Source organism: Marseilla massiliensis (assembly GCF_016899855.1).
Lineage (GTDB): Bacteria > Bacteroidota > Bacteroidia > Bacteroidales > Bacteroidaceae > Prevotella.
Genome location: NZ_JACJJG010000029.1, coordinates 1 through 19325, shown reverse-complemented (window position 1 = coordinate 19325; position 19325 = coordinate 1). Strand labels below are relative to the sequence as shown.

The following is a 19325-nucleotide window of genomic DNA, read 5'->3' as shown; positions in this document are numbered from 1 at the left end:
CTCATAATAGGTTTTCGTTTATGTATTTGACGGTAAAGATTGTCATTTGTAACCAGTCGGTTTTTATTTAAATGGCGCATCGTTGCATAATTCGTGCCGCCCGGACGTCTTGCCCTGTCCGGGTGCTGCCTCAAAGCAGGCTTTGGGGCCTGCCGCTGCATGGCCGTGCGCTTGGCCCATGCCTTTGTATTCAGGCTTTTCGCCTGCGCAGTTGCATTCCGCCCCATCCGAGCAGCAGTCCGCAGGCGCAGCATGTGCCGTAAGCCCATATGTCGCGTGAGGGGAAACGCACGTCGCGAGGGTGCTCAGGGTCATAGATTAAGGCTACTTCGTCGCCCTTGCCAAGGCCTATCGCAAAGTTCGCATCATAGGTTGTCGACAGCTTGCCGAAGCGTTCCGTGTCGTAGATAACCATCGCGTGACTCTCTGTGCGTGTCTTGCGGTGGCGGTATGTCCTCGTCCTGTCCACGCGCTCTACAATCCCTTTGGTGGGCACGTACGTCCGTGAGTCTATCGCGAGTGATATTAATCCGTAAAGGCCAATGCCAAGCAGGACTGCGGCTCCGGCGAATGCGGCGAGCCATATAAGGTCATCAACGCGGAGGTTTGCGAGGCTTTTCATGGACATCCTTGATATGTTATTAGTCCTTGATATGTTATTAGACTGTCGGCGGCCTGTCGGATGCTGTTTTCATGCCGGCGGCCGCACGGATGTATATCCGATGGCAAAGATAAGTATTTTATCTTGAATACGCAAGCCCATCGGCATAATTATGCGATGTAGTACTTCCGGCGGGGCGTGGCTGCTGATGTTTGCATGGCTTATGGTTGCAAGCTGTGCAGGATGTAAGGTAAACGTGGTATTGTGATGGCAAAATGATATTGCGCGAATGTCTGTGTTTTGTGTGGAAACAGAGTTCCGGCGGGGCTGTCTGACGACAGTCATCGTGCCGAAGGCCGTCATTGAGGTTGCCGTTGACGGCCTTTTACTTTCCCGAAGACCGTCTTTTGCACGCCGTTTAGCCGTGTTATGTCATGAAAAATACGGCTGAAAACCGCCACATAGGTCGCTTTTCAGCGTGTTTCATGCCCTTTTTCATGCTTTTTCCTGCCGTTTTTGTTGCACATTAAATGCCTTACTTTGCGTAACGCTTTGCTGTTTAGATACATATGGCTGCACACTGTATTTTCGCGTATTTGCGTGCGTGCGGCTTGTTGTTGGCAAATAATCTAAACTGAAGAGGTCAACGAAAATCAACATGTTGGCGTTTGTCTCATATTCGTTTCAATTTGTATAAATGGATGACTATCTCCTTTTTGTCGTCGATATATTAACATTTTTATGTTGTGTTGTATATCTTAATTCAGTCTATTTGCCGTGATTTTTTGTTATTTGGATGTTTTATATTTATTAAAAATATTTGAATACTGATTGACATGAAGGCATTATTTAGATTTATGCTTGTGCTCGCCGTAGTTCCGGTGATATGGAGTTGCAGCGACGATGACGACAGAACGTCTGACACGACGCCGACTTATACGATACAGGGCAGCGCCAATGTAGTGGTGGGCGAGGAGAACCTGTACAGCATACCCAACCTGCCTGCCGGGGCGGGAGTTGAATGGAATGTCTCGACGACAGCCTTCTCGCTTGAGACGAAAGCCTATAACACTGTCAGTGTGACGGCTGCCGAGGCAGGCAATATAGCCATACTGAGCGGTATCGTGACCGACGGCTCGTCGCGCCTGGGTTCGGCAGCCATAGAAATTCGCTCTGTTGAGGCTGAATGACGATAGCGTTTTTTGTTCAAGATAACATCTTTTTGGGATTTTAGTTTAAGGTAAAAGGCGTTGCGCCGGTTGGGTTTTGTCCCCTTGCCGGCGCTTTTTCGTGCGGTGTTCGGCCTGGATGGGTGTTATAGGCCCTTATATGCCGTAAGTTTTTCCACGCTTCGGCATTATGTTGCCGCTTGTTTTCTTAATGTAGCGTAAATAAAGAAATAAGTGATAAAATGCGATATTTTTACTTTTAAAAATTTGCATATTGCTGAAATGTTAGTATCTTTGCCGACGCATTTACTAATCAAACGTATATCACAATGAGCAAACTTATCAAGCCCGTCGGATATAAGTCGCCGCTGGACATGCGGCAGACCGAGCAGGGCATAAAGCTTATAAAAGAGTTTTTTCAGCAGAACCTGTCAACAGAACTTCGCCTGCGGCGAGTCACGGCGCCGCTGTTTGTCCTTAAAGGATTGGGTATCAATGATGACCTTAACGGTGTTGAACGTCCCGTTACATTCCCCATCAGGGATCTTGGAGACGCAGAGGCAGAGGTGGTTCATTCGCTCGCTAAGTGGAAAAGACTTACCCTGGCCGACTATTCGATAGAGCCTGGCTACGGGGTGTACGCCGACATGAACGCGATACGTGCCGACGAGGAGCTTGACAACCTGCATTCGCTTTATGTAGACCAGTGGGACTGGGAGGCCGTGATGACCCGTGAGCAGCGTAACATTGACTTCCTCAAGAGCGTCGTGCGCCGTATATACGCGGCAATCAGGCGTACCGAGTATCTTGTTTGCGAGCGATATTCGGCCTTGAAGCCGTTTTTACCGGAGGAAATACACTTCGTACACAGTGAGGATCTGCTCGAGATGTATCCCGACAAGGATCCGAAAGAGCGTGAAAACCTGGTATGCAAGAAGTACGGGGCTGTATTTATAATAGGTATAGGCGGCAAGCTGGCCGACGGTAAGCCGCATGACGGTCGCGCGCCGGATTATGATGACTGGACAACGGAAACAGGCAAAGGCCATAAAGGCCTTAACGGCGACATCCTTATATGGTATCCTACGCTCGACAGGGCCGTCGAACTGTCGTCGATGGGTATTCGTGTAGACAAGGAAGCGTTGCTGCGCCAGCTCGAACTGACCGGTCAGCAGGAACGTAAGGAGCTGTATTTCCATAAAAAACTGCTGTCAGGCGAGCTGCCTCTGAGTATCGGCGGCGGTATAGGCCAGAGCCGTTTGTGCCTCGTATTGCTGCACAAGGCCCATCTTGGGGAAATCCAGGCAAGTATATGGCCTTGTGAAATGATAAAGGAATGTGAGGAGTTGGGAATGACGCTGATATGATATTAAATTAAGAATTAAGAGTTAAGAATTAAGAAAAATACCTTTGTCAATTGTCAATGCATACTTTCTTAATTCTTAACTCTTAATTCTTAATTCCCGAAGCTCTTAATTCTTAATTATCAATTGATTTCCAGTTTCAGCATTTCGCTTAACTTCTCGAACGCCTTGTTTTCTCGTTTCAATTCGTCAAAACGTTCCTTGTTGGTAAGGATAGGCTTGATTTCCTCAGGTTTGGCGAGCCTTATGTTAAGCGTTATTGCGCTGTTCTTGAGCGCGAGCGCGAGCGTGTTGCGTATCCGCCCTTTGATTTTCATAATGTCGTCGAGAAGAATCTGGTTGTCCACAACAACCTCAATGTCCGGAAAGCTGGTAATGACAGGAGCCATGTTCTTCATCCTCGCCGCGATACCGGTCATCTGTTGCGGCATTCGGTTGCACATTGACGTCCATTGAGTCAGTAGCTGCTCGTTGGTGAACTCCTGCCTGTCGCCAGTATCGTTGTCGTTTGTTGCCGTCTCGATAATTTGTTGCGGCTCTTCACTCCTGCGCCTGAGGTTGTCGAATGTCTTGCCGATTTTTCCCAGTTTAAGTCCCCTTGGCATGGTCGGAGAAGGCGTAGCGGAGCCACCATTAGCGTTGTTTCCGGGTGCAACGTTCACGTTGCTATTCTCAGTTTGTGGCGCTTGTTGCGCATGTATGTTGCCGTCGTGCGACGAAACTGCCGTGCGACGGTTAACGGGAGGCTCAGCCTTGGCCACCTGCATAGCCTCTGTCAGCTGAACGCTCATAAGTCTTTTGAACAGGGATTTCAGTCTCTTAGGGCTACGCCCCGCGCCAGCGCCGTCGTCATCGGGCTGCGTTATCTGCGATATTTCTATCAACGTAAGTTCTACCAATAGCCTTTTGTTGCCGCTTTGGCGGTAATTAATGTCGCAGTCGTTCATTATCTTCAACGCTTTATACAGGAAGTTGGCCGGGCATTTCTTTGCTTGTTCCTTGTATTTTTCTGCCTGCCGTGCTCCTGTCTGCAGCAACTGTATTGTCTGTTCGTCCTTAGCCATGAGCACGTTTCTTACGTGTACGGCCAGACCGCTTATCAGATTACCTCCGTCAAAGCCTTTGTTTATTATGTCGTTAAGCAGCACCATGACGTCGGCAGTCTTGTTTTCAAGACTTAGGTCAATGATGTTGAAGTAGTTGTCCGTATCGAGTACGTTAAGATCTTCAATGACTTTCTTGTATGTTATGTTGCCTTGACAGAAGCTGGCGGCCTGGTCGAACACTGAGAGTGCGTCTCTCATGCCACCGTCAGCCTTCTCGGCAATGACGTTGAGGGCCTCCTCCTCGTATGTTATTCCTTCTTTCTCGGCCACCATCTTGAGCTGTCCAATGATTCCCTGGACAGTCATACGCTCGAAATCATATATCTGGCAACGCGATATTATGGTAGGAAGTATCTTGTGCTTCTCGGTTGTCGCGAGAATGAAAATTACATGGGCAGGCGGTTCTTCGAGTGTTTTGAGGAAAGCGTTGAACGCCGCCGTCGACAGCATGTGAACCTCGTCGATGATGAATACCTTATATTTGCCGACCTGAGGAGGTATGCGCGTCTGTTCCATAAGCGCCTTGATATTCTCCACGGAGTTGTTGCTTGCGGCGTCGAGCTCGAAGATATTGTATGAGCGTTGCTCGTTGAAAGCCTTGCAACTCTCGCATTCGTTGCATGCTTCGCCGTCACTTGTTGGGTTCTGACAGTTGATTGCTTTGGCGAAAATGCGTGCGCAGGTAGTCTTGCCCACGCCCCTTGGCCCGCAGAACAGATATGCATGAGCCAGCTTGCCGCTCTTGACGGCGTTCTTCAGCGTGGTTGTCAGGGCGCTTTGTCCTACCACAGCGTCAAACGACATCGGCCTGTACTTGCGTGCGGAAACTATGTATTCTTTCATTCTGGGTAGTTAAAGGAGTTAAGGTTGTTAAAGTAGTTAAGGGTAAAAGTCTTGTTGCCGTGCTTTTTCCCCTCTTTATTCATTTACTTTTTCACCTTTATTTATTTCTCAGTGCAAGTCCGTCCTTGAATGCGTTGCCTACCTTTTCACCGACGACGAGATAGTCGTTGTTCACAGGATCGAAAGTTATGGGGCGCAGTTTTGCCGGGTCAATCTTGCCTTTTTCGTTGAGAATGCTCTCGTCAGCGGATACGTTTACGATACGTCCTACCAAGTGGCATGACTCAGGGTCGTACGAAACAAGTTCGCATTCAACAGTCATGGGTAGTTCCTCTATGACTGGTGCGTTGACGAACTCCGACTTAACGGCATGGAAACCGGCTTTGGCGAATTTGTCGGGAGTCTTGTTTGCCGATTCCACTCCTACGTAGTCGCAAGCCACGAGAGTGTCAACCGTAGCCATGCTTACTGTAAATGCCTTTGTGGCAAGCAGGTTCTTCACGGTTTTGTGGTCTGCGCTGAGGCATAGGTTGATACGGTCGTCATAGTCAATGCCGCCCCATGCGGCGTTCATGGCGTCAGGATTGCCGTTCTCGTCATATGTTCCTACTATGAATACCGGTTGCGGATATGTCCACGGTTTTGCTCCGAAGTTCTTTCTCATGATGTTCTTTTTTAGATATTTTCCTGTTTATTTGAGGAGCAAATATAATAAAAAAAACATGCCTGGCCAAATTTCGGCAAGACAATCTATATAAATCAAGCCCTACCGTCAGCAGCGGTAGGGCTTGTATGTCAGAACCTCGTGAGTTGCAGGGTTGCGTAATCAGAGCGAAGTACGAGGTTGTCGCCGTCGGCAACCACCACTTCAAACGTTGTCCCGTTGGCGTTCATGCCGAACGGCAGCAGGTCTTCCACGGTGGCGTCAACGCCGTTGTCGCTCGTGTTGGCACGCTGCTTGAACTCGCGCATTACCACTTTCTTGCGGCCGTCCTTGTACTCGAAGCGCCCGATGAACGACCCGTAGCCGTTAGGGCCCTGCTTCTCGGCCACCTCTACCACCATGCGCGTGATACTGTAATATATCCTTTCGCACTCGTGCATCTGGCCGTCGGCCGTTGTCTCGAAGCGCTCCAGTCGCCAGCGGCCCTCTATATCCTCGTCGATAGGGTCTTTCCAGTCGCATCCGCAGCAGAGGATGCACGCCAAAACGGCCATGAAGGCCACTCTCGTTATTTTGCCCATAGTAATCCAGTTTTTCTTATTGTCAACATGCCTCCCGTGCTGTTGCCGAGGTAATTGCCGTCGTCAACGCCGCAGCTCGCCGTGAACTGCCAGCCCTTGAGGCTCTTGGGGCTGTATGAAACCTCGAACAACATGCTGTTCTGGTGGCGCTTTTCGTCAAGCGGTTCGTCGTAGGTTCCCCAATGGCGGGCGAACGACAGCAGCATGCGGTATGTCCATTCGTCAGACGGGTCGCCGCTCAGGCCGATGTGGTGAGCTTTCACGCGGTTGCTTCGGAAGTACAGGCGGCCGTCCGAATTGTACGACGGTCCCACTACGAAGGGATTTCCGATATTCTGTCCCCAGTGTGTCCAGGGATAAGTCATGTGGTTGTAATAGTTGTCGCGGCCGCTCATCTGCAGGTCGCCGAACGAGCCGCCGACGCCGTCGTAGAGTATCGGACCCGTCTGATCTGTCGTGTTCAGGCCTTCCCACAGCACCTTAGTTACAAACGGGTTCTTTGGAACGGTGATCTCAACGCCTATGTGTCCGTCCTTCCACCGGCCATACTGCCACGTCAGCTGTGAGTGGTCGTCGAAGAAGTGCTCGTAATACAGGCGTGCCTTCCATGTCTTTGCCTCGTAGTTAAGGGCAAAGTTCCAGCTGCCTGTATGGTTGCCGTCGATGTTTTCGAGCGTACTTTCCTGCTTTGGTATTAGCGCCTTGAAGAAGTCCTTTATGCCGTTGGGCATGTTGGCCACGCACGTTATCGAGCCGTCGGCGTTCTTCTGCCATAGGCTTCCGCCGAATTGCGCCGTCTCGAGCATGCCTATCTCCATGGTAAGGGGAAACTTCTCGACGTTGCCCACACGGAACATCAGCGACTTGGTATGGTAGATGTTGTTCTTTGAGAACTTCTGTCCGGCAGCCACGAAGTCCTCGCGCCATCCTCCGTCGGTCATCACTCCGTAGCCGATGTGTCCCTTAATGCCGAGCCATCCTTTGGTGAACGGCACGTCCCAATACTTCTTTACCTCGAGGCGTACCTGCGGAATGGGGCGTGCGTTAGGGCCTTCAACCATCATTCCGCTCGACAGCCGCATGTCCTTTTCCAACGGGAACGCACCCCGTTCTTTGCTGCCGATGCTAAGGTTTATTACCTTCCACGATATGTCGGCATACGCCTGCTGCACCACGAAGGGCGCTGTCTGGTCGATGGTGCCGGCCAGGTCGAGCCCGGCCTCTACGCTCCAGCCCTTGCCCAGGTCAGTGTCATACTTCACTCCGGCGCGCAGGTAGCCGCTGTTCGGCCGCTCCGAGGACAGGCCGTAGCGGTTGGCCGTGAACCATAGCGGCGCATACTCGCCCGTAGAGGCCTTGCCGGACAACTCGATTTTGTACGTCAGCGAGTCGCCCCGTGCGCCTGCCGTGGCCGCGCATAGCGGCAACATGGCTGCCATCAAATACTTGATTATTTTCATCCGAATAGTTTGTAGAGAATTAATAAACGGCAATGTCATGCCGCGTACAGTCTTTATTTAGCGACGGCAAAAGTACAACAAATTTCCCGTTCTGTAAAATTATTGTCAAGGAAAGTGCGTAATGCCTTCACATGTGCATGCCGACGGTAATACCATATGTCTGAAAAATGTAAGCCGTAAGCCGTGTTTTCCTTACGGTTTATGTTGTAAAACAGGCTTATAGATATAGCTGTTAAGTAAACACGTGAACTTTGGTTACGATGTAAAAGACCGCCTTTAAGGCTGCAAAAGGTGGCCTTTTACAACGCCGTTGACCGTCTTTCAGCGTGTAAAAGATGGCCTTTTGCGAAGTGGTTGGCGGCATGTAAACATTAAAAAAAGCAAAAAACGTTTGTCCCGTGTCGCTTTTTTGACTTGTCATACGTTATTGAAATATAGATGTTAAAACATTTTCGTATTATGAAAAAGAACTTATTTTTGGTTGTTTCAGCAGTGTTCTTTGCTGTATGTACATTCAAGGCTTCGGCACAGACTGTCGGTTTCGGCAAGTTCAGGGGCGTGTGGGCAAGCGCCAAGCAAGAGGCTGTTATAACGGATTCGGTGATGATGTATTTCGCGAAAGACACCGTTACGGGCAACGGTTCGGCGGTGCTGTTGGTGCCGTCGCGTGGTATCGGCATGCTTACGACATTCACGAAGGATACCGTTATGCTGGCCAAGGCCGCAGGATATGACTTGTCGCTGACAGCCGACGGCTCTCTGAGCATAGACGGTAACCTGTTGAAAAAGGTGGAAGACATGGACATCGTGCAGCCATACGACATGCCTTACGCAACGGACAAGTCGCAGATAGGCCGCTGTCTGCAGGAGTGGCAGCTCGGCACGGTGGTTGAGACAAGCGGCAACGACGTTATTGTGATGATTGGAACGAACCGCAACTCGTTCATGTACGGCATATCCGGAGGCATGGTCTACCTGCGCGCGGCGGCTCTGTTGCAGTGTAATGAAGGCTCGCTGTTCATCCAGAACATCCGCATGATGAAGAATCCTAATACGGATGAGTTCTCGAATAACTTTTTCTACGACAGCCATGAATTCCTGACAAACCTGCCGCCGATAGACATCTCGAAGTTCAATCCTACACAATGTGTATTCGCCGGCGACATGTTTATTTATTGGTCGTACCTAAGCCACACGGCCGACAACATCAAGGTAAACGGTTGCGGTGAGACGTATTCATACGACCGCCCGACAAAAGATACGCTGGGGCTGATAGAATGGATAAAGTACGAGCCGTACAACGCAAAGACAATCAACAGCCTGGCGTATTGCGTGAAACCGTAAAATGTTTTGGACTTGCAGTAAAACGTTTACCACCTTCATATTATAATATGTGTAACTTTGCGGCGTAAAACAAGACATTGAATTTATGGAAAGCAACAATGGTAACGGCAGACCTTACATAGTCTGCCACATGATGTCGTCGGTTGACGGGCGCATAGACTGCTCTATGACCGAGAATCTTGGTGATACTGACGCCTACTATGCAGCCCTGGATGAGCTGGAGTGCGACGCCGACCTGTCCGGACGCGTAACAATGCAGATGCATACGGCGCTGCCGGGCACGTTCAAGGCCACTGACTCTACGCCGATAGGCCGTGAGGAATGGCGCAATGCCGGGCACGGCGGCAAGTATGAAATAGCCATCGACACGCACGGCACGCTGTTATGGCCCGACAGCGCGGCGCAGGATAACCTGCTCGTAATCACTGACGAGGCATGTCCTCGCCAGTATCACGACCGCCTAACGGCGCAGGGCATATCGTGGATAGCGTGCGGGCGCCGCGGCATAGACCTCAGCCGCGCCATGCAGATACTCCGTTCGGAGTTTTCTGTAGAGCGGCTTGCCGTTGTAGGCGGTGGCCATATCAACGCCGCCTTCCTTACCGCGGGACTCCTCGACGAGGTCAGCCTCATGGTAGGTGCCGGCATTGACGGGCGCAAGGGCATGACAGCCGTCTTCGACGGGATAGAGGATATGGACTATCCTACCACCACGATCAAGCTCGTCGGCGTAAAGCGGGTGGGCGAGAACACCGTTTGGATAAGGTATAAGAAGTGAAGAACGAAGGACGAAGAGTGAAGAATCCCTTTTGATTTTTCACTCTTCATTTTTATATTTTTACTCAAAAGCAACATTTTCGCTATATTTGTTTTACGAATATAGAATGCGGCTCGGCAATGGAATGTCAAAAAACTTCTTTTTTTCTTTCCTTTGCGCCCGCCTTTTAGTATATTTGCAGGCGTAATCAAAGAATGAGGCCTATGGCATAAAACTGACTTAAGGCATAAAATAAAGAAGCGTTAGCTTTGTATTCTTGTTTCGGGAAATCGCCAATATAGAAGAAACGCCAAGAGTAAAAGTTGATGTTCACGCACCTAAGGGCGTGGGCTTTTCCTCGTGTATGGCGTTGTGGTGTTTGGCGATACCTTCGAAACATAGGCGAAGTTATAAGTCCACGCTTTTTTATTGTCATCATCCAACCATCTAAGGACTTTCACATTTATCATTCATTAACCTGCGAAAGACTAAAAAAGCATGAAAAAAACAATTACACTGGCACTGCTGTCAGCCATGCTGTTGCCGTATTCAGCCAATGCACAGGGCGTGAAATTCGGCAAAAGATACATGAAACAACGCGTTGAGCAACGCCGGCAGAATGCGGCTAAGGAAGCCGTGGCCAAGGCTGCGAAGGAGACGGCAGTACTTAAAGCAAGTTCAGACAACATCCTGGACGAGTATGAGGAGAAGGACGGCGACCGCATTTTCCGTTACGTCTACGCCTATGACAAGGACAATATGCGCTCGTCAGAGAGAATCTACATGAAGGAAAAGACAGACGGAAAGTGGGGAGCGGAGAAGGAGATAACCACCGGAACCTACAAATATGAGTACGACTCGCAAAAACGTCTGTCGGTAAAGACCGTAACGTACACAGCCAACGACTACTTTGAGTCATACCGGGTAACGGTAAGTTACGGCGATGGCATAACCGAATACGAGAAGGTAGAATTGAACGAATATGGCCAGGCCGACGACCCTATCGAGCGTTGGAGCTATTATGATAACGGTGTCCTGGCTTCGTTTACCAACTATCGGCATAATTCCGGCACAGTTTCATCCACGTTCGACACCGATGGCGTAAATACAGGTTACGTGTTCCACGGCCGTAAAATTACTTTCGGTGGCGAGCTGAACAATGCCGTCGTGACTTATTATGACCAGGATGGATGGGACGACGAGACTCAATCGTACCTGTCATGGAAGCAGACTGCTCAGGAAACTTACAAGTATGATGCCTCTAACGGCAAGTTGGTTGAATATACGGTTGACAGGGAATATTACGATAAGAAGAAGCAGACGTACACTTATGACAAGCTTGGCCGCCTCGTTGCAATCAGCGAATACGGCGAAGCAGGTGACGACGTAGTTGAGCCCGGAGGCGACCTGAACGGTGACGGGGTGATAGACGAGAACGACAGGCCTGCCACAAGCATTGCGAAGGTGACTTCGACGGACGCCACGGAGTGGGAGCTTGATTTCGAGGAGGCTTATACTTACCTTAACGATGAAGTGTACGGAGTGGGCAACTCGTGGCATGACGTATTCGGCATGGACGGCCCGTTGACACGCATCGACGTTACCGAATATGGCGTAGAGTCGGCGACAATATTCAACCGTGATGCGAACGGCAAGTTGACAAGCGTAACTATGGAGGGTAATAACGGGCTTGACGACAATGCGAAACTTACCATAACAGTTGACGGTAACGGATATGTAACCAAGATTGAGGATGAATATTCATACGACGACGGCATTTATTCGGATCACACTCTCGTTACCACGGAATACACTTGGGTTAACGCTGAGGCTATAAAGGCTGTGTACACCGAAAAACGCGAATATAAAGGGCCTAATGATAACTACTCAGAAGAATGGCAGGAAACCGAGAACTACGCTTATTCTGACGGCAAGGTGACAATCACGAAGTACGGTAATAACGATGAAACGCCTGAATCCAAGACTGTAATCGAGGAGAATGGAGCGAATCGCAGGGTAGAAAATAAAAAGTATAACAGCTATACCGAAGACGATTACATTGCCATTAACGTACAGACTGAGGATGTATCGTTCGTAAGACCTAACCTTGCAGCCGACTTGGAAGGCATGACGGCCGACAGTACCATAGTAGTATCTGTGGAGGGACGCGTGGTTTGTGCTTACGAAGGGTATTGGAATACACAGCTCGGATTGACCTCTGTTGATTTTGACAATATGGATTATTACGTCAACACGATATCGGGCTCGACGTATTTCACCGTAGAGCACGACGGCAACGAGACTTTCTGCCGTGACATCAAGGGTTTGCCAATTTATATTCTGACCGACGGACGGCTGACGAAAGAGTATAAGTATTACGAACCGTCGTATGGCCATGGCGGGACAGTAGACCCGCAAGAGCCTGAGACGGCCATGCGTGCGGCGTCAATTCCACAGGGACAGGCGTATGACGAAATCACGTATGTGTATGACGCTGACGGCCGTCTGGCAGGCAAGACGGAAGTGTCGGTAGACGAGGACGGTACACGTACCGAGGAAATCAAGCTGGAATATACGTATGACGAGACATCCGGCATAACGTCGGTAGAGGCTAACGCACAGGTAGGCGTTACCCTTGACGGACGCCGTATAGGTCTTTCTGACAACAGTGCGTTTAGCGTATATACCATCGGCGGGCAGGTAATTGCAGCCGGAGTGACATCATATACTTTCAGTTCGCCGGGCATTTACATCGTAAACGCAGCGGGAATAAAGACTAAGGTGTCAGTGAAGTAAACCCAATTGATGGTCTTTTGCTTTGTAAAAGGCCGTCAATCGCAAGCCAAAAGGCCGTCTTTTAGAGTGTAAAAGACGGCCTTTTGTAATGTATTGAATATCAGGCTGTTGCATAATAGGTTTCATTGGCCTTAAATGTATGCCGTAAATGCTGATGAAGACGGATATGAAATGATAGAGAATATAAGCGGAAAATCCACATGCTTTGCTATTAAATGCATGTGGATTTTCCGTTGTTTGTTTTTATCTTTTCACTTAAACTATTTCCTTTCCGCCAAGGAACACTCTGCTAACGATTGGCGAAGTGTAGGCGTAAGGAATAAAGTCTACCGACGGTATAGGTTCGGTGATGAAGAAGTTTGCTACCTTGCCCGGTGCTATCGAGCCGTAGTCGCCGCTCAATCCCATTGCGTATGCGGCGTTGATTGTGGCGGCGTTGATAGCCTCAGACGGCAGGAGGCGCATTTTGATGCAGGCCAGTGAGACTACGAACTTCATGTCGCCCGACGGCGTTGAGCCAGGATTGTAGTCGCTTGCGACGGCAACTCCCAGTCCGGCGTTTATCATCTTGCGTGCCGGGGCGTAAGGCATGTTGAGGAAGAACGACGTGCCTGGCAGTACCGTGGGCATTGTTCCGCTGTTCTTTAGAATGTCAAACTCGCTCTCGGGCATGTTCTCAAGGTGGTCAACCGACAGTGCGCCGTGCTTTACTCCGACGGGAAGTCCGCCCGTTGCGGCCAGCTCGTCTACATGTATTTTGGGCTTCATGCCCCACCGTGCGGCGGCTTCGAGTATGCGGTCGGTATCCTCTGGAGTGAAGAAACCTTCGTCGCAGAACACGTCAACGTAGTCGGCAAGCTTCTCGTGGCCTACCTCCGGCAGCATTTCATTTATTATAAGGTCTACGTATTCATCGTGACTGTATTGCCGTCCTATGGCGTGAGCGCCGAGAAAAGTCGACACAACGCGCATTGGCACGCTCTCTTTTATCCTGCGTATTACCCGCAACATCTTCAGTTCGTCGGCCGTGTTGAGGCCGTAACCGCTCTTTATCTCAACGCAGCCCGTGCCCTTGCGCATTATCTCTTCAGCCCTGCGCATGGCCTGGCGGTACAGTTCGTCCTCGCTGGTAGCGTGCAGCAGGTCGGCCGAATTGAGTATTCCGCCGCCTCGCCGTGCAATTTCAGCATAGCTGAGCCCCATGATTTTATCAACGAACTCACCCTCGCGGCTGCCTGCGTAGACAATGTGCGTGTGCGGGTCGCACCACGACGGCATGACTATACAGCCCTCGGCGTTAATCTCTTTATCAACGGCAAAGCCCTCGGAAGGCATGTCGTTCATGCTTCCGAAGAATGAAATAAGTCCGTTTTCAACAAGTAGCCAGGCGTTGTCTATCGTTCCGAGACATTGCATCTCGCTACCATGTAGGCGCAGTAGACCCTTGTCGGCTATTCCGGCAAGGGTCTTTATGTTACTTATAAGCAGGCGCATTATTCTCCAAAAAGTCTATCGAACGTTTGATATAAGGGTACATCACCTCGTCGTTGACGATGAACGGCACAACCTCGCGGTATGATTTGAACAGGCGTTGGATGACTGGCGACGACTTCAGCGGGCGTCTGAACTCTAACGCCTGTGCGGCGTTGAACAGCTCGATTGCCAACACGCGCTCGGTGTTCAGCACCACCTTATATAATTTGATGGCTGCGTTGGCGCCCATGCTGACATGGTCTTCCTGTCCCTGACTTGACGGAATGCTGTCAACTGACGACGGAGTGCAGAGGCTCTTGTTAAGACTTACGACGGAAGCGGCCGTGTATTGCGTTATCATGAATCCGCTGTTGACACCCGGATTGGCAACGAGGAAGCTCGGAAGTCCGCGCGTTCCCGACACAAGTTTGTATATACGGCGCTCTGATATGTTGGCAAGCTCGCTCACGGCGATGGCGAGGAAGTCCATCGGCAGGGCTATCGGCTCGCCGTGGAAGTTGCCGGCTGAAATCACGAGGTCGTCGTCGGGGCATACTGTGGGGTTGTCCGTGGCGGAGTTTATCTCCGTGTCAATTACCGAATAGACGTATGCCAGCGTGTCTTTCATCGCTCCGTGAACCTGCGGAACGCAACGGAAAGAGTACGGGTCCTGTACGTACGACTTCGGTTTCTCCACTATCTCGCTGCCCTCAAGCAGTTCCCTCATGCGCCGTGCAGTCTCAATCTGCCCTTTGTGGGGGCGCACCTGGTGCACAGCGTCGGTAAACGGCTCAACAAGGCCGCAGTAAGCGTCGAGCGACATGGCAGCTATTGCGTCGGCCCAGTCGCTCAACCTCTGGCTGTTCAATATCGCCCAAACGGCAAACGCGCTCATGTTCTGGGTACCGTTGAGCAGCGCCAGTCCCTCCTTTGAACCGAGTTGAATAGGTTTCCAGCCGTTCTTTCGCAGCACTTCGGCGCCTGTCATTATCTTGCCTTTGTACTCAACTTCGCCTAATCCTACAAGAGGCAGGCACAGATGGGCCAACGGAACGAGGTCGCCTGACGCCCCGAGAGAGCCTTGCATGTAAACAATCGGGTAAACTTCGTTGTTGAAGAAGTCGACAAGACGTTCAACTGTGTCGAGCTTGCAACCTGAATATCCGTAGCTGAGCGACTGTATTTTCAGCAGCAACATTATCTTTACTATCTCGTTAGGCACACGGTCGCCGGTGCCGCAGGCGTGCGACATCATCAGGTTTATCTGCAACTGGGCGAGGTGGTCTTTGCCTATCGACACGTTGCAGAGCGACCCGAAGCCGGTTGTTACTCCGTAGATAGGTGTCTTTGTTTCTGCTATCTTCTTGTCAAGGTACTCACGGCAGCGTACGATTCGTTGTTTGGCGTCCTCGCTAAGCTCTATTTTGTAACCGTTTTTTATTATTTCCCCGATGCGTTCAATTGTCAAATGCTCGGCTGATATTTGGTGAACCATAATATTATATGTTTTTATATGTGGAATTAAAAATTAAGAGTTAAGAATTAAGAAAAATACTATTTACAGTAAAACAATCTGCAAGTCATGTTTTCTTAATTCTTAACTCTTAATTCTCAATTAAAAAATTTCATTTATAACGCTGTCGTCTACCAGGTTGGGCATTGTCACTTTAAGGCCTGGTGTGCGCTCCATCTCGCGCACGATGCTGTGCATTGAGCCTTCGTTACGTGCCCAGCTACGGCGTGCTATGCCGTTGTTCACGTCCCAGAACAACATTTCACGGATGTGGCGTTCACTGTCTTCGCCACCGTCAATAACCATTCCGAAGCCGCCGTTGATGACCTCTCCCCAGCCGACTCCGCCTCCGTTGTGCAGCGAAACCCACGTTGCGCCGCGGAAAGAATCGCCTATCACATTCTGCACAGCCATGTCGGCGCAGAACTGCGAGCCGTCATAGATGTTACTTGTCTCGCGGAACGGCGAGTCTGTTCCTGACACATCGTGGTGGTCGCGGCCAAGAACAACGGGACGGGTGATTTCCCCACGCTTGATGGCTTCATTGAAAGCGAGGGCTATCTTGGTGCGTCCCTCAGCGTCAGCGTAAAGTATTCGTGCCTGCGAACCTACCACAAGGTGGTTGCGTCCGGCCTCTTTTATCCAATGGATGTTGTCGTCCATCTGTCCTTGTATTTCCTCGGGTGCGGTTTTCTTGATTTCCTCCAGTACTTCAGCTGCTATGCGGTCAGTGACAGCGAGGTCGTCAGGATTGCCTGAAGTGCAGACCCAACGGAACGGGCCGAAGCCGTAGTCGAAGAACATCGGGCCCATGATGTCCTGCACGTATGACGGATAACGGAACCTGCCATCTGGCAACATGATGTCTGCCCCGGCACGTTCAGACTGGAGGAGGAAGGCGTTTCCATAGTCGAAGAAGTACATGCCGCGCTCCGTCAGCTTGTTGATGGCTGCCACCTGGCGGCGCAATGAAGCCTGCACACGGTTGCGGAACTCATCCGGATCGTCGGCCATCATCTTCTTTGACTCCTCCAATGTCATGCCGACAGGATAGTAACCGCCAGCCCACGGGTTGTGAAGCGAGGTCTGGTCGCTACCCAAATCCACCTTAATGTCTTCCTCTGCGAGGCGCTCCCAAAGGTCAACCACGTTGCCGACGTAAGCCATCGACACCGTCTTACGCTCCTCAACGGCCTTGCGGACGGACGGAATAAGCTCGTCAAGACTTGTGTGCAGCTCGTCAACCCATCCCTGGTCGTAACGCTTCTGGGCAGCAAGCGGATTGATTTCAGCCACCACGCTGACAACACCAGCTATGTTTCCGGCCTTAGGCTGTGCGCCTGACATGCCGCCAAGACCCGACGAAACGAACAGCATTCTGTGTATATCCTTGCGTCCCGGCTGCTTCTTGAGTTGCATGCGGGCGGCGTTCATCACGGTGATTGTCGTGCCGTGGACAATTCCCTGCGGGCCGATGTACATATAGGAACCGGCCGTCATCTGTCCGTATTGGCTCACACCGAGGGCGTTCATGCGCTCCCAGTCGTCGGGCTTAGAGTAGTTCGGGATTACCATACCGTTTGTTACGACAACTCGCGGAGCGTTCTTATGCGACGGGAAGAGACCGAGCGGATGGCCCGAGTACATCACGAGGGTCTGCTCGTCGGTCATTTCGCTGAGGTATTTCATCGTCAGGCGATATTGCGCCCAGTTCTGGAAGATTGCTCCGTTGCCGCCGTAAATGATGAGTTCGTGCGGATGTTGCGCCACGGCAGGGTTCAGGTTGTTCTGTATCATTAGCATGATTGCCGCCGCCTGGAGCGACTTGTGCGGGTATTCGTCTATCGGGCGTGCATACATCTCGTACCTCGGGCGGAAGCGGTACATGTAAATGCGGCCGAATTTCTCAAGCTCTTCGGCGAACTCAGGCGCCAATGTGGCATGGAACTTCTTGGGAAAATACCTCAAGGCGTTGCGCAACGCCAGCTTCTTCTCTTCTTTTGTAAGTATATCCTTGCGCTTAGGCGCATGGTTGATTTCGGTGTCATATGGCATCGGTTCCGGCAACACGTCGGGAATACCGGCGCGTATGTCAGCTGCAAATTCTTCTTTTGTCATTGTGTTTTGAATTTTGTAGTTAAAGGAGTTAAAGTAGTTAACGCTCCCTGCGGTCGCTAAGTAGTTAAAGTCATTACCCTTGTTGGGTGTTGTCTTGACATTATCTGAAAAGGTATTGACTTTAACTACTCTGACTACTCTAACTACTTTAACTACTTATTATTAATTATGAATTAACTTTTCCACTATCTCCATTACCTCGCGTTCAGCCTTATCGGCCTCGGCCATCAGGTTGTTGGCCTCGTTGATGAGGGCTTCCGCCTGCGCCTTGTCCTTCAGGGAAGAGGCGTTGATTTTGACGTTGAGGCCGGCTCCGAGCACTGCCGCGCGAGCAGCCAGGGCGCCGACGCCGGCGTCTGACACGCTGTTGGGATTGCCTGTCTCGGCCATCTCCTTGCAAATCTCGAATGCCTTGAACGATGCCTTCATCGTTTCGAGAGGCACTTGGGCGGCAAACAGCGTAGCCTTTTGTATGGCTTCGGAGCGCAGGCGCTTGTCTTCGTCAGTGTTCTTGGGCATTCCGAATGCTGCCATTATGCGGTTGAAAGCCTCCGTATCCTCGTCGACGAGGTGCAGCAGCTCGGCTTCAAGCTCAACGCCTTTGTCCGCCCAACGGCTAAACTCCTCCCAACGGTCGTCCCATCCGGGCTTGTGTGCCGACAGGTTGGCCACCATTGTGCCTAACGCGGCGCCAAGAGCGCCCATGTAAGCGGCTACCGAACCACCGCCGGGAGCAGGCGACTCACGCAGCGTCTCGTCGGCAAACCCCTTAACGGTGAGTGCCGTCAGCTTGTCTGCGCCGTCCTTGCCGGCGTCGAGCAGGTATTCTATTACCTTCTCCTTAGGTTCAAACGGACGCAGGTCAGACAGTCCCATCGACTTTATGGCTATGTCGAGAATATCCTCCTTGGGTATTCCCGTAGAGCGGTGTTGCTTACGCAGGAAGTGCTTGCCGGCGTCAATCAGCGCACGTTCGGGCACCAATCCTACAATCTCCGTGCCCGTAACACGCACTCCGCGGGCCTCCGCACAGCGGCACACTTCGTCGAAAGCGGCGTGCAGCGGAGTAGTGTTGATGTCGGTGATGTTCATCGAAACCTGCGCAATGCCGTATTCCTTGATGTACCATCCGATAGCTTTCGTGCCCTTGAGCGTGCCCGGAATCATCACGGGTTTGCCGTTCTCGTCGCGGCGAATCTCGCCCGTTATGGGATTGCCGATACGTTCAGGACGGCCCTTTTCGCGAACGTCGAATGCTATGGCGTTGGCACGTCGTGTTGATGTAGTGTTGAGGTTGAAGTTTACGGCGATAAGGAAGTCGCGCGCGCCGACTACCGTGCAGCCCGTGCGTGCTATGCTCTCGTCGTAAGGACGTGCGCCGAAGTCAGGAGCCTTGGCCGGGTCTGCCAGCTTCTCAGGTATCGCCTCATACTCGCCCGCGCGGCATACGGCCAGGTTGCGGCGCTCGGGTTTCAGTGCCGCCGCCTCGTAGCAGTAGCACGGAATGCCCGTCTCCGTAGCGATACGCTCGGCAAG

Annotated in this window: 14 protein-coding genes; 5 read left to right on the top strand and 9 right to left on the bottom strand. The window is 51.2% G+C overall.

All coding sequences use genetic code 11. The features are described from left to right. Positions 1–190: 190 nt before the first annotated feature. Entirely contained in the window at positions 191–622 is a 432-nt protein-coding gene (locus H6A34_RS07045; protein ID WP_205104436.1) for a DUF3592 domain-containing protein, read from the bottom strand. Between the two features lie 815 nt (positions 623–1437). Between H6A34_RS07045 and H6A34_RS07040 the strand changes: the two genes are divergently transcribed. Together H6A34_RS07040 and asnA are read left to right on the top strand one after the other, a co-directional pair. Next, positions 1438–1791, top strand: coding sequence for a hypothetical protein (locus H6A34_RS07040; RefSeq protein ID WP_205104434.1), 354 nt, complete (start codon positions 1438–1440; stop codon positions 1789–1791). Between the two features lie 308 nt (positions 1792–2099). Then, the gene (gene asnA / locus H6A34_RS07035) at positions 2100–3137 is read left to right on the top strand and encodes an aspartate--ammonia ligase (RefSeq protein WP_205104432.1); all 1038 of its coding nucleotides are present in this window, start codon (positions 2100–2102) and stop codon (positions 3135–3137) included. Between the two features lie 119 nt (positions 3138–3256). On the opposite strand, the gene H6A34_RS07030 is transcribed toward asnA, so the two are convergent. From H6A34_RS07030 to H6A34_RS07015, 4 genes are all read right to left on the bottom strand, one after another. Next, positions 3257–5083 (bottom strand): DNA polymerase III subunit gamma/tau, encoded by a 1827-nt coding sequence (locus H6A34_RS07030; RefSeq protein ID WP_205104430.1) that lies wholly within the window; start codon positions 5081–5083, stop codon positions 3257–3259. A 97-nt stretch (positions 5084–5180) separates the two neighbouring features. After that, a complete protein-coding gene (locus H6A34_RS07025) occupies positions 5181–5747 on the bottom strand; it encodes a flavin reductase family protein (protein ID WP_205104428.1) in 567 nt (188 codons plus the stop codon). A gap of 131 nt (positions 5748–5878) precedes the next feature. Further along, the gene (locus H6A34_RS07020) at positions 5879–6328 is read right to left on the bottom strand and encodes a lipocalin-like domain-containing protein (RefSeq protein WP_021947996.1); all 450 of its coding nucleotides are present in this window, start codon (positions 6326–6328) and stop codon (positions 5879–5881) included. Then, the gene (locus H6A34_RS07015; protein ID WP_205104426.1) at positions 6316–7788 is read right to left on the bottom strand and encodes a capsule assembly Wzi family protein; all 1473 of its coding nucleotides are present in this window, start codon (positions 7786–7788) and stop codon (positions 6316–6318) included. The genes H6A34_RS07020 and H6A34_RS07015 overlap by 13 nt, the downstream gene beginning before the upstream one ends. Positions 7789–8247: 459 nt before the next feature. On the opposite strand from H6A34_RS07015, the gene H6A34_RS07010 reads away from it, so the two are divergent. The 3 genes from H6A34_RS07010 to H6A34_RS07000 all read left to right on the top strand — a co-directional run bounded on the left by H6A34_RS07010 (position 8248) and on the right by H6A34_RS07000 (position 12685). After that, positions 8248–9132 (top strand): hypothetical protein, encoded by an 885-nt coding sequence (locus H6A34_RS07010; protein WP_021947999.1) that lies wholly within the window; start codon positions 8248–8250, stop codon positions 9130–9132. An 85-nt stretch (positions 9133–9217) separates the two neighbouring features. Continuing rightward, entirely contained in the window at positions 9218–9910 is a 693-nt protein-coding gene (locus H6A34_RS07005) for a RibD family protein (protein WP_205104424.1), read from the top strand. Positions 9911–10387: 477 nt separating this feature from the next. Continuing rightward, on the top strand, positions 10388–12685 hold the full coding sequence (locus tag H6A34_RS07000; RefSeq protein WP_205104422.1) for a hypothetical protein: 2298 nt from the start codon (positions 10388–10390) through the stop codon (positions 12683–12685). A 255-nt stretch (positions 12686–12940) separates the two neighbouring features. On the opposite strand, the gene hutI is transcribed toward H6A34_RS07000, so the two are convergent. The 4 genes from hutI to H6A34_RS06980 all read right to left on the bottom strand — a co-directional run. Then, the gene (gene hutI, locus H6A34_RS06995) at positions 12941–14179 is read right to left on the bottom strand and encodes an imidazolonepropionase (protein ID WP_205104420.1); all 1239 of its coding nucleotides are present in this window, start codon (positions 14177–14179) and stop codon (positions 12941–12943) included. Further along, positions 14160–15653 (bottom strand): histidine ammonia-lyase, encoded by a 1494-nt coding sequence (gene hutH, locus H6A34_RS06990; protein ID WP_021948004.1) that lies wholly within the window; start codon positions 15651–15653, stop codon positions 14160–14162. Before hutH ends, hutI begins: the two co-directional genes overlap by 20 nt. 120 nt (positions 15654–15773) lie before the next feature. Next, positions 15774–17789: a urocanate hydratase gene (locus H6A34_RS06985; protein WP_205104418.1), complete on the bottom strand. Its 2016-nt coding sequence runs from the start codon at positions 17787–17789 to the stop codon at positions 15774–15776. Positions 17790–17951: 162 nt separating this feature from the next. Next, on the bottom strand, positions 17952–19325 hold a 1374-nt coding region (locus H6A34_RS06980; protein ID WP_205104416.1), incomplete at its 5' end, for a cyclodeaminase/cyclohydrolase family protein.

Excerpts from the sequence above, each read along its gene's own strand:
- H6A34_RS06985 (WP_205104418.1), bottom strand. The coding sequence starts at position 17,789 with ATGACAAAAGAAGAATTTGCAGCTGACATACGCGCCGGTATTCCCGAC.
- H6A34_RS07025 (WP_205104428.1), bottom strand. The coding sequence starts at position 5,747 with ATGAGAAAGAACTTCGGAGCAAAACCGTGGACATATCCGCAACCGGTA.
- H6A34_RS07020 (WP_021947996.1), bottom strand. The coding sequence starts at position 6,328 with ATGGGCAAAATAACGAGAGTGGCCTTCATGGCCGTTTTGGCGTGCATC.
- H6A34_RS07005 (WP_205104424.1), top strand. The coding sequence starts at position 9,218 with ATGGAAAGCAACAATGGTAACGGCAGACCTTACATAGTCTGCCACATG.
- H6A34_RS07040 (WP_205104434.1), top strand. The coding sequence starts at position 1,438 with ATGAAGGCATTATTTAGATTTATGCTTGTGCTCGCCGTAGTTCCGGTG.
- hutI (WP_205104420.1), bottom strand. The coding sequence starts at position 14,179 with ATGCGCCTGCTTATAAGTAACATAAAGACCCTTGCCGGAATAGCCGAC.
- H6A34_RS07030 (WP_205104430.1), bottom strand. The coding sequence starts at position 5,083 with ATGAAAGAATACATAGTTTCCGCACGCAAGTACAGGCCGATGTCGTTT.
- asnA (WP_205104432.1), top strand. The coding sequence starts at position 2,100 with ATGAGCAAACTTATCAAGCCCGTCGGATATAAGTCGCCGCTGGACATG.
- H6A34_RS07000 (WP_205104422.1), top strand. The coding sequence starts at position 10,388 with ATGAAAAAAACAATTACACTGGCACTGCTGTCAGCCATGCTGTTGCCG.
- H6A34_RS07010 (WP_021947999.1), top strand. The coding sequence starts at position 8,248 with ATGAAAAAGAACTTATTTTTGGTTGTTTCAGCAGTGTTCTTTGCTGTA.
- hutH (WP_021948004.1), bottom strand. The coding sequence starts at position 15,653 with ATGGTTCACCAAATATCAGCCGAGCATTTGACAATTGAACGCATCGGG.
- H6A34_RS07015 (WP_205104426.1), bottom strand. The coding sequence starts at position 7,788 with ATGAAAATAATCAAGTATTTGATGGCAGCCATGTTGCCGCTATGCGCG.
- H6A34_RS07045 (WP_205104436.1), bottom strand. The coding sequence starts at position 622 with ATGAAAAGCCTCGCAAACCTCCGCGTTGATGACCTTATATGGCTCGCC.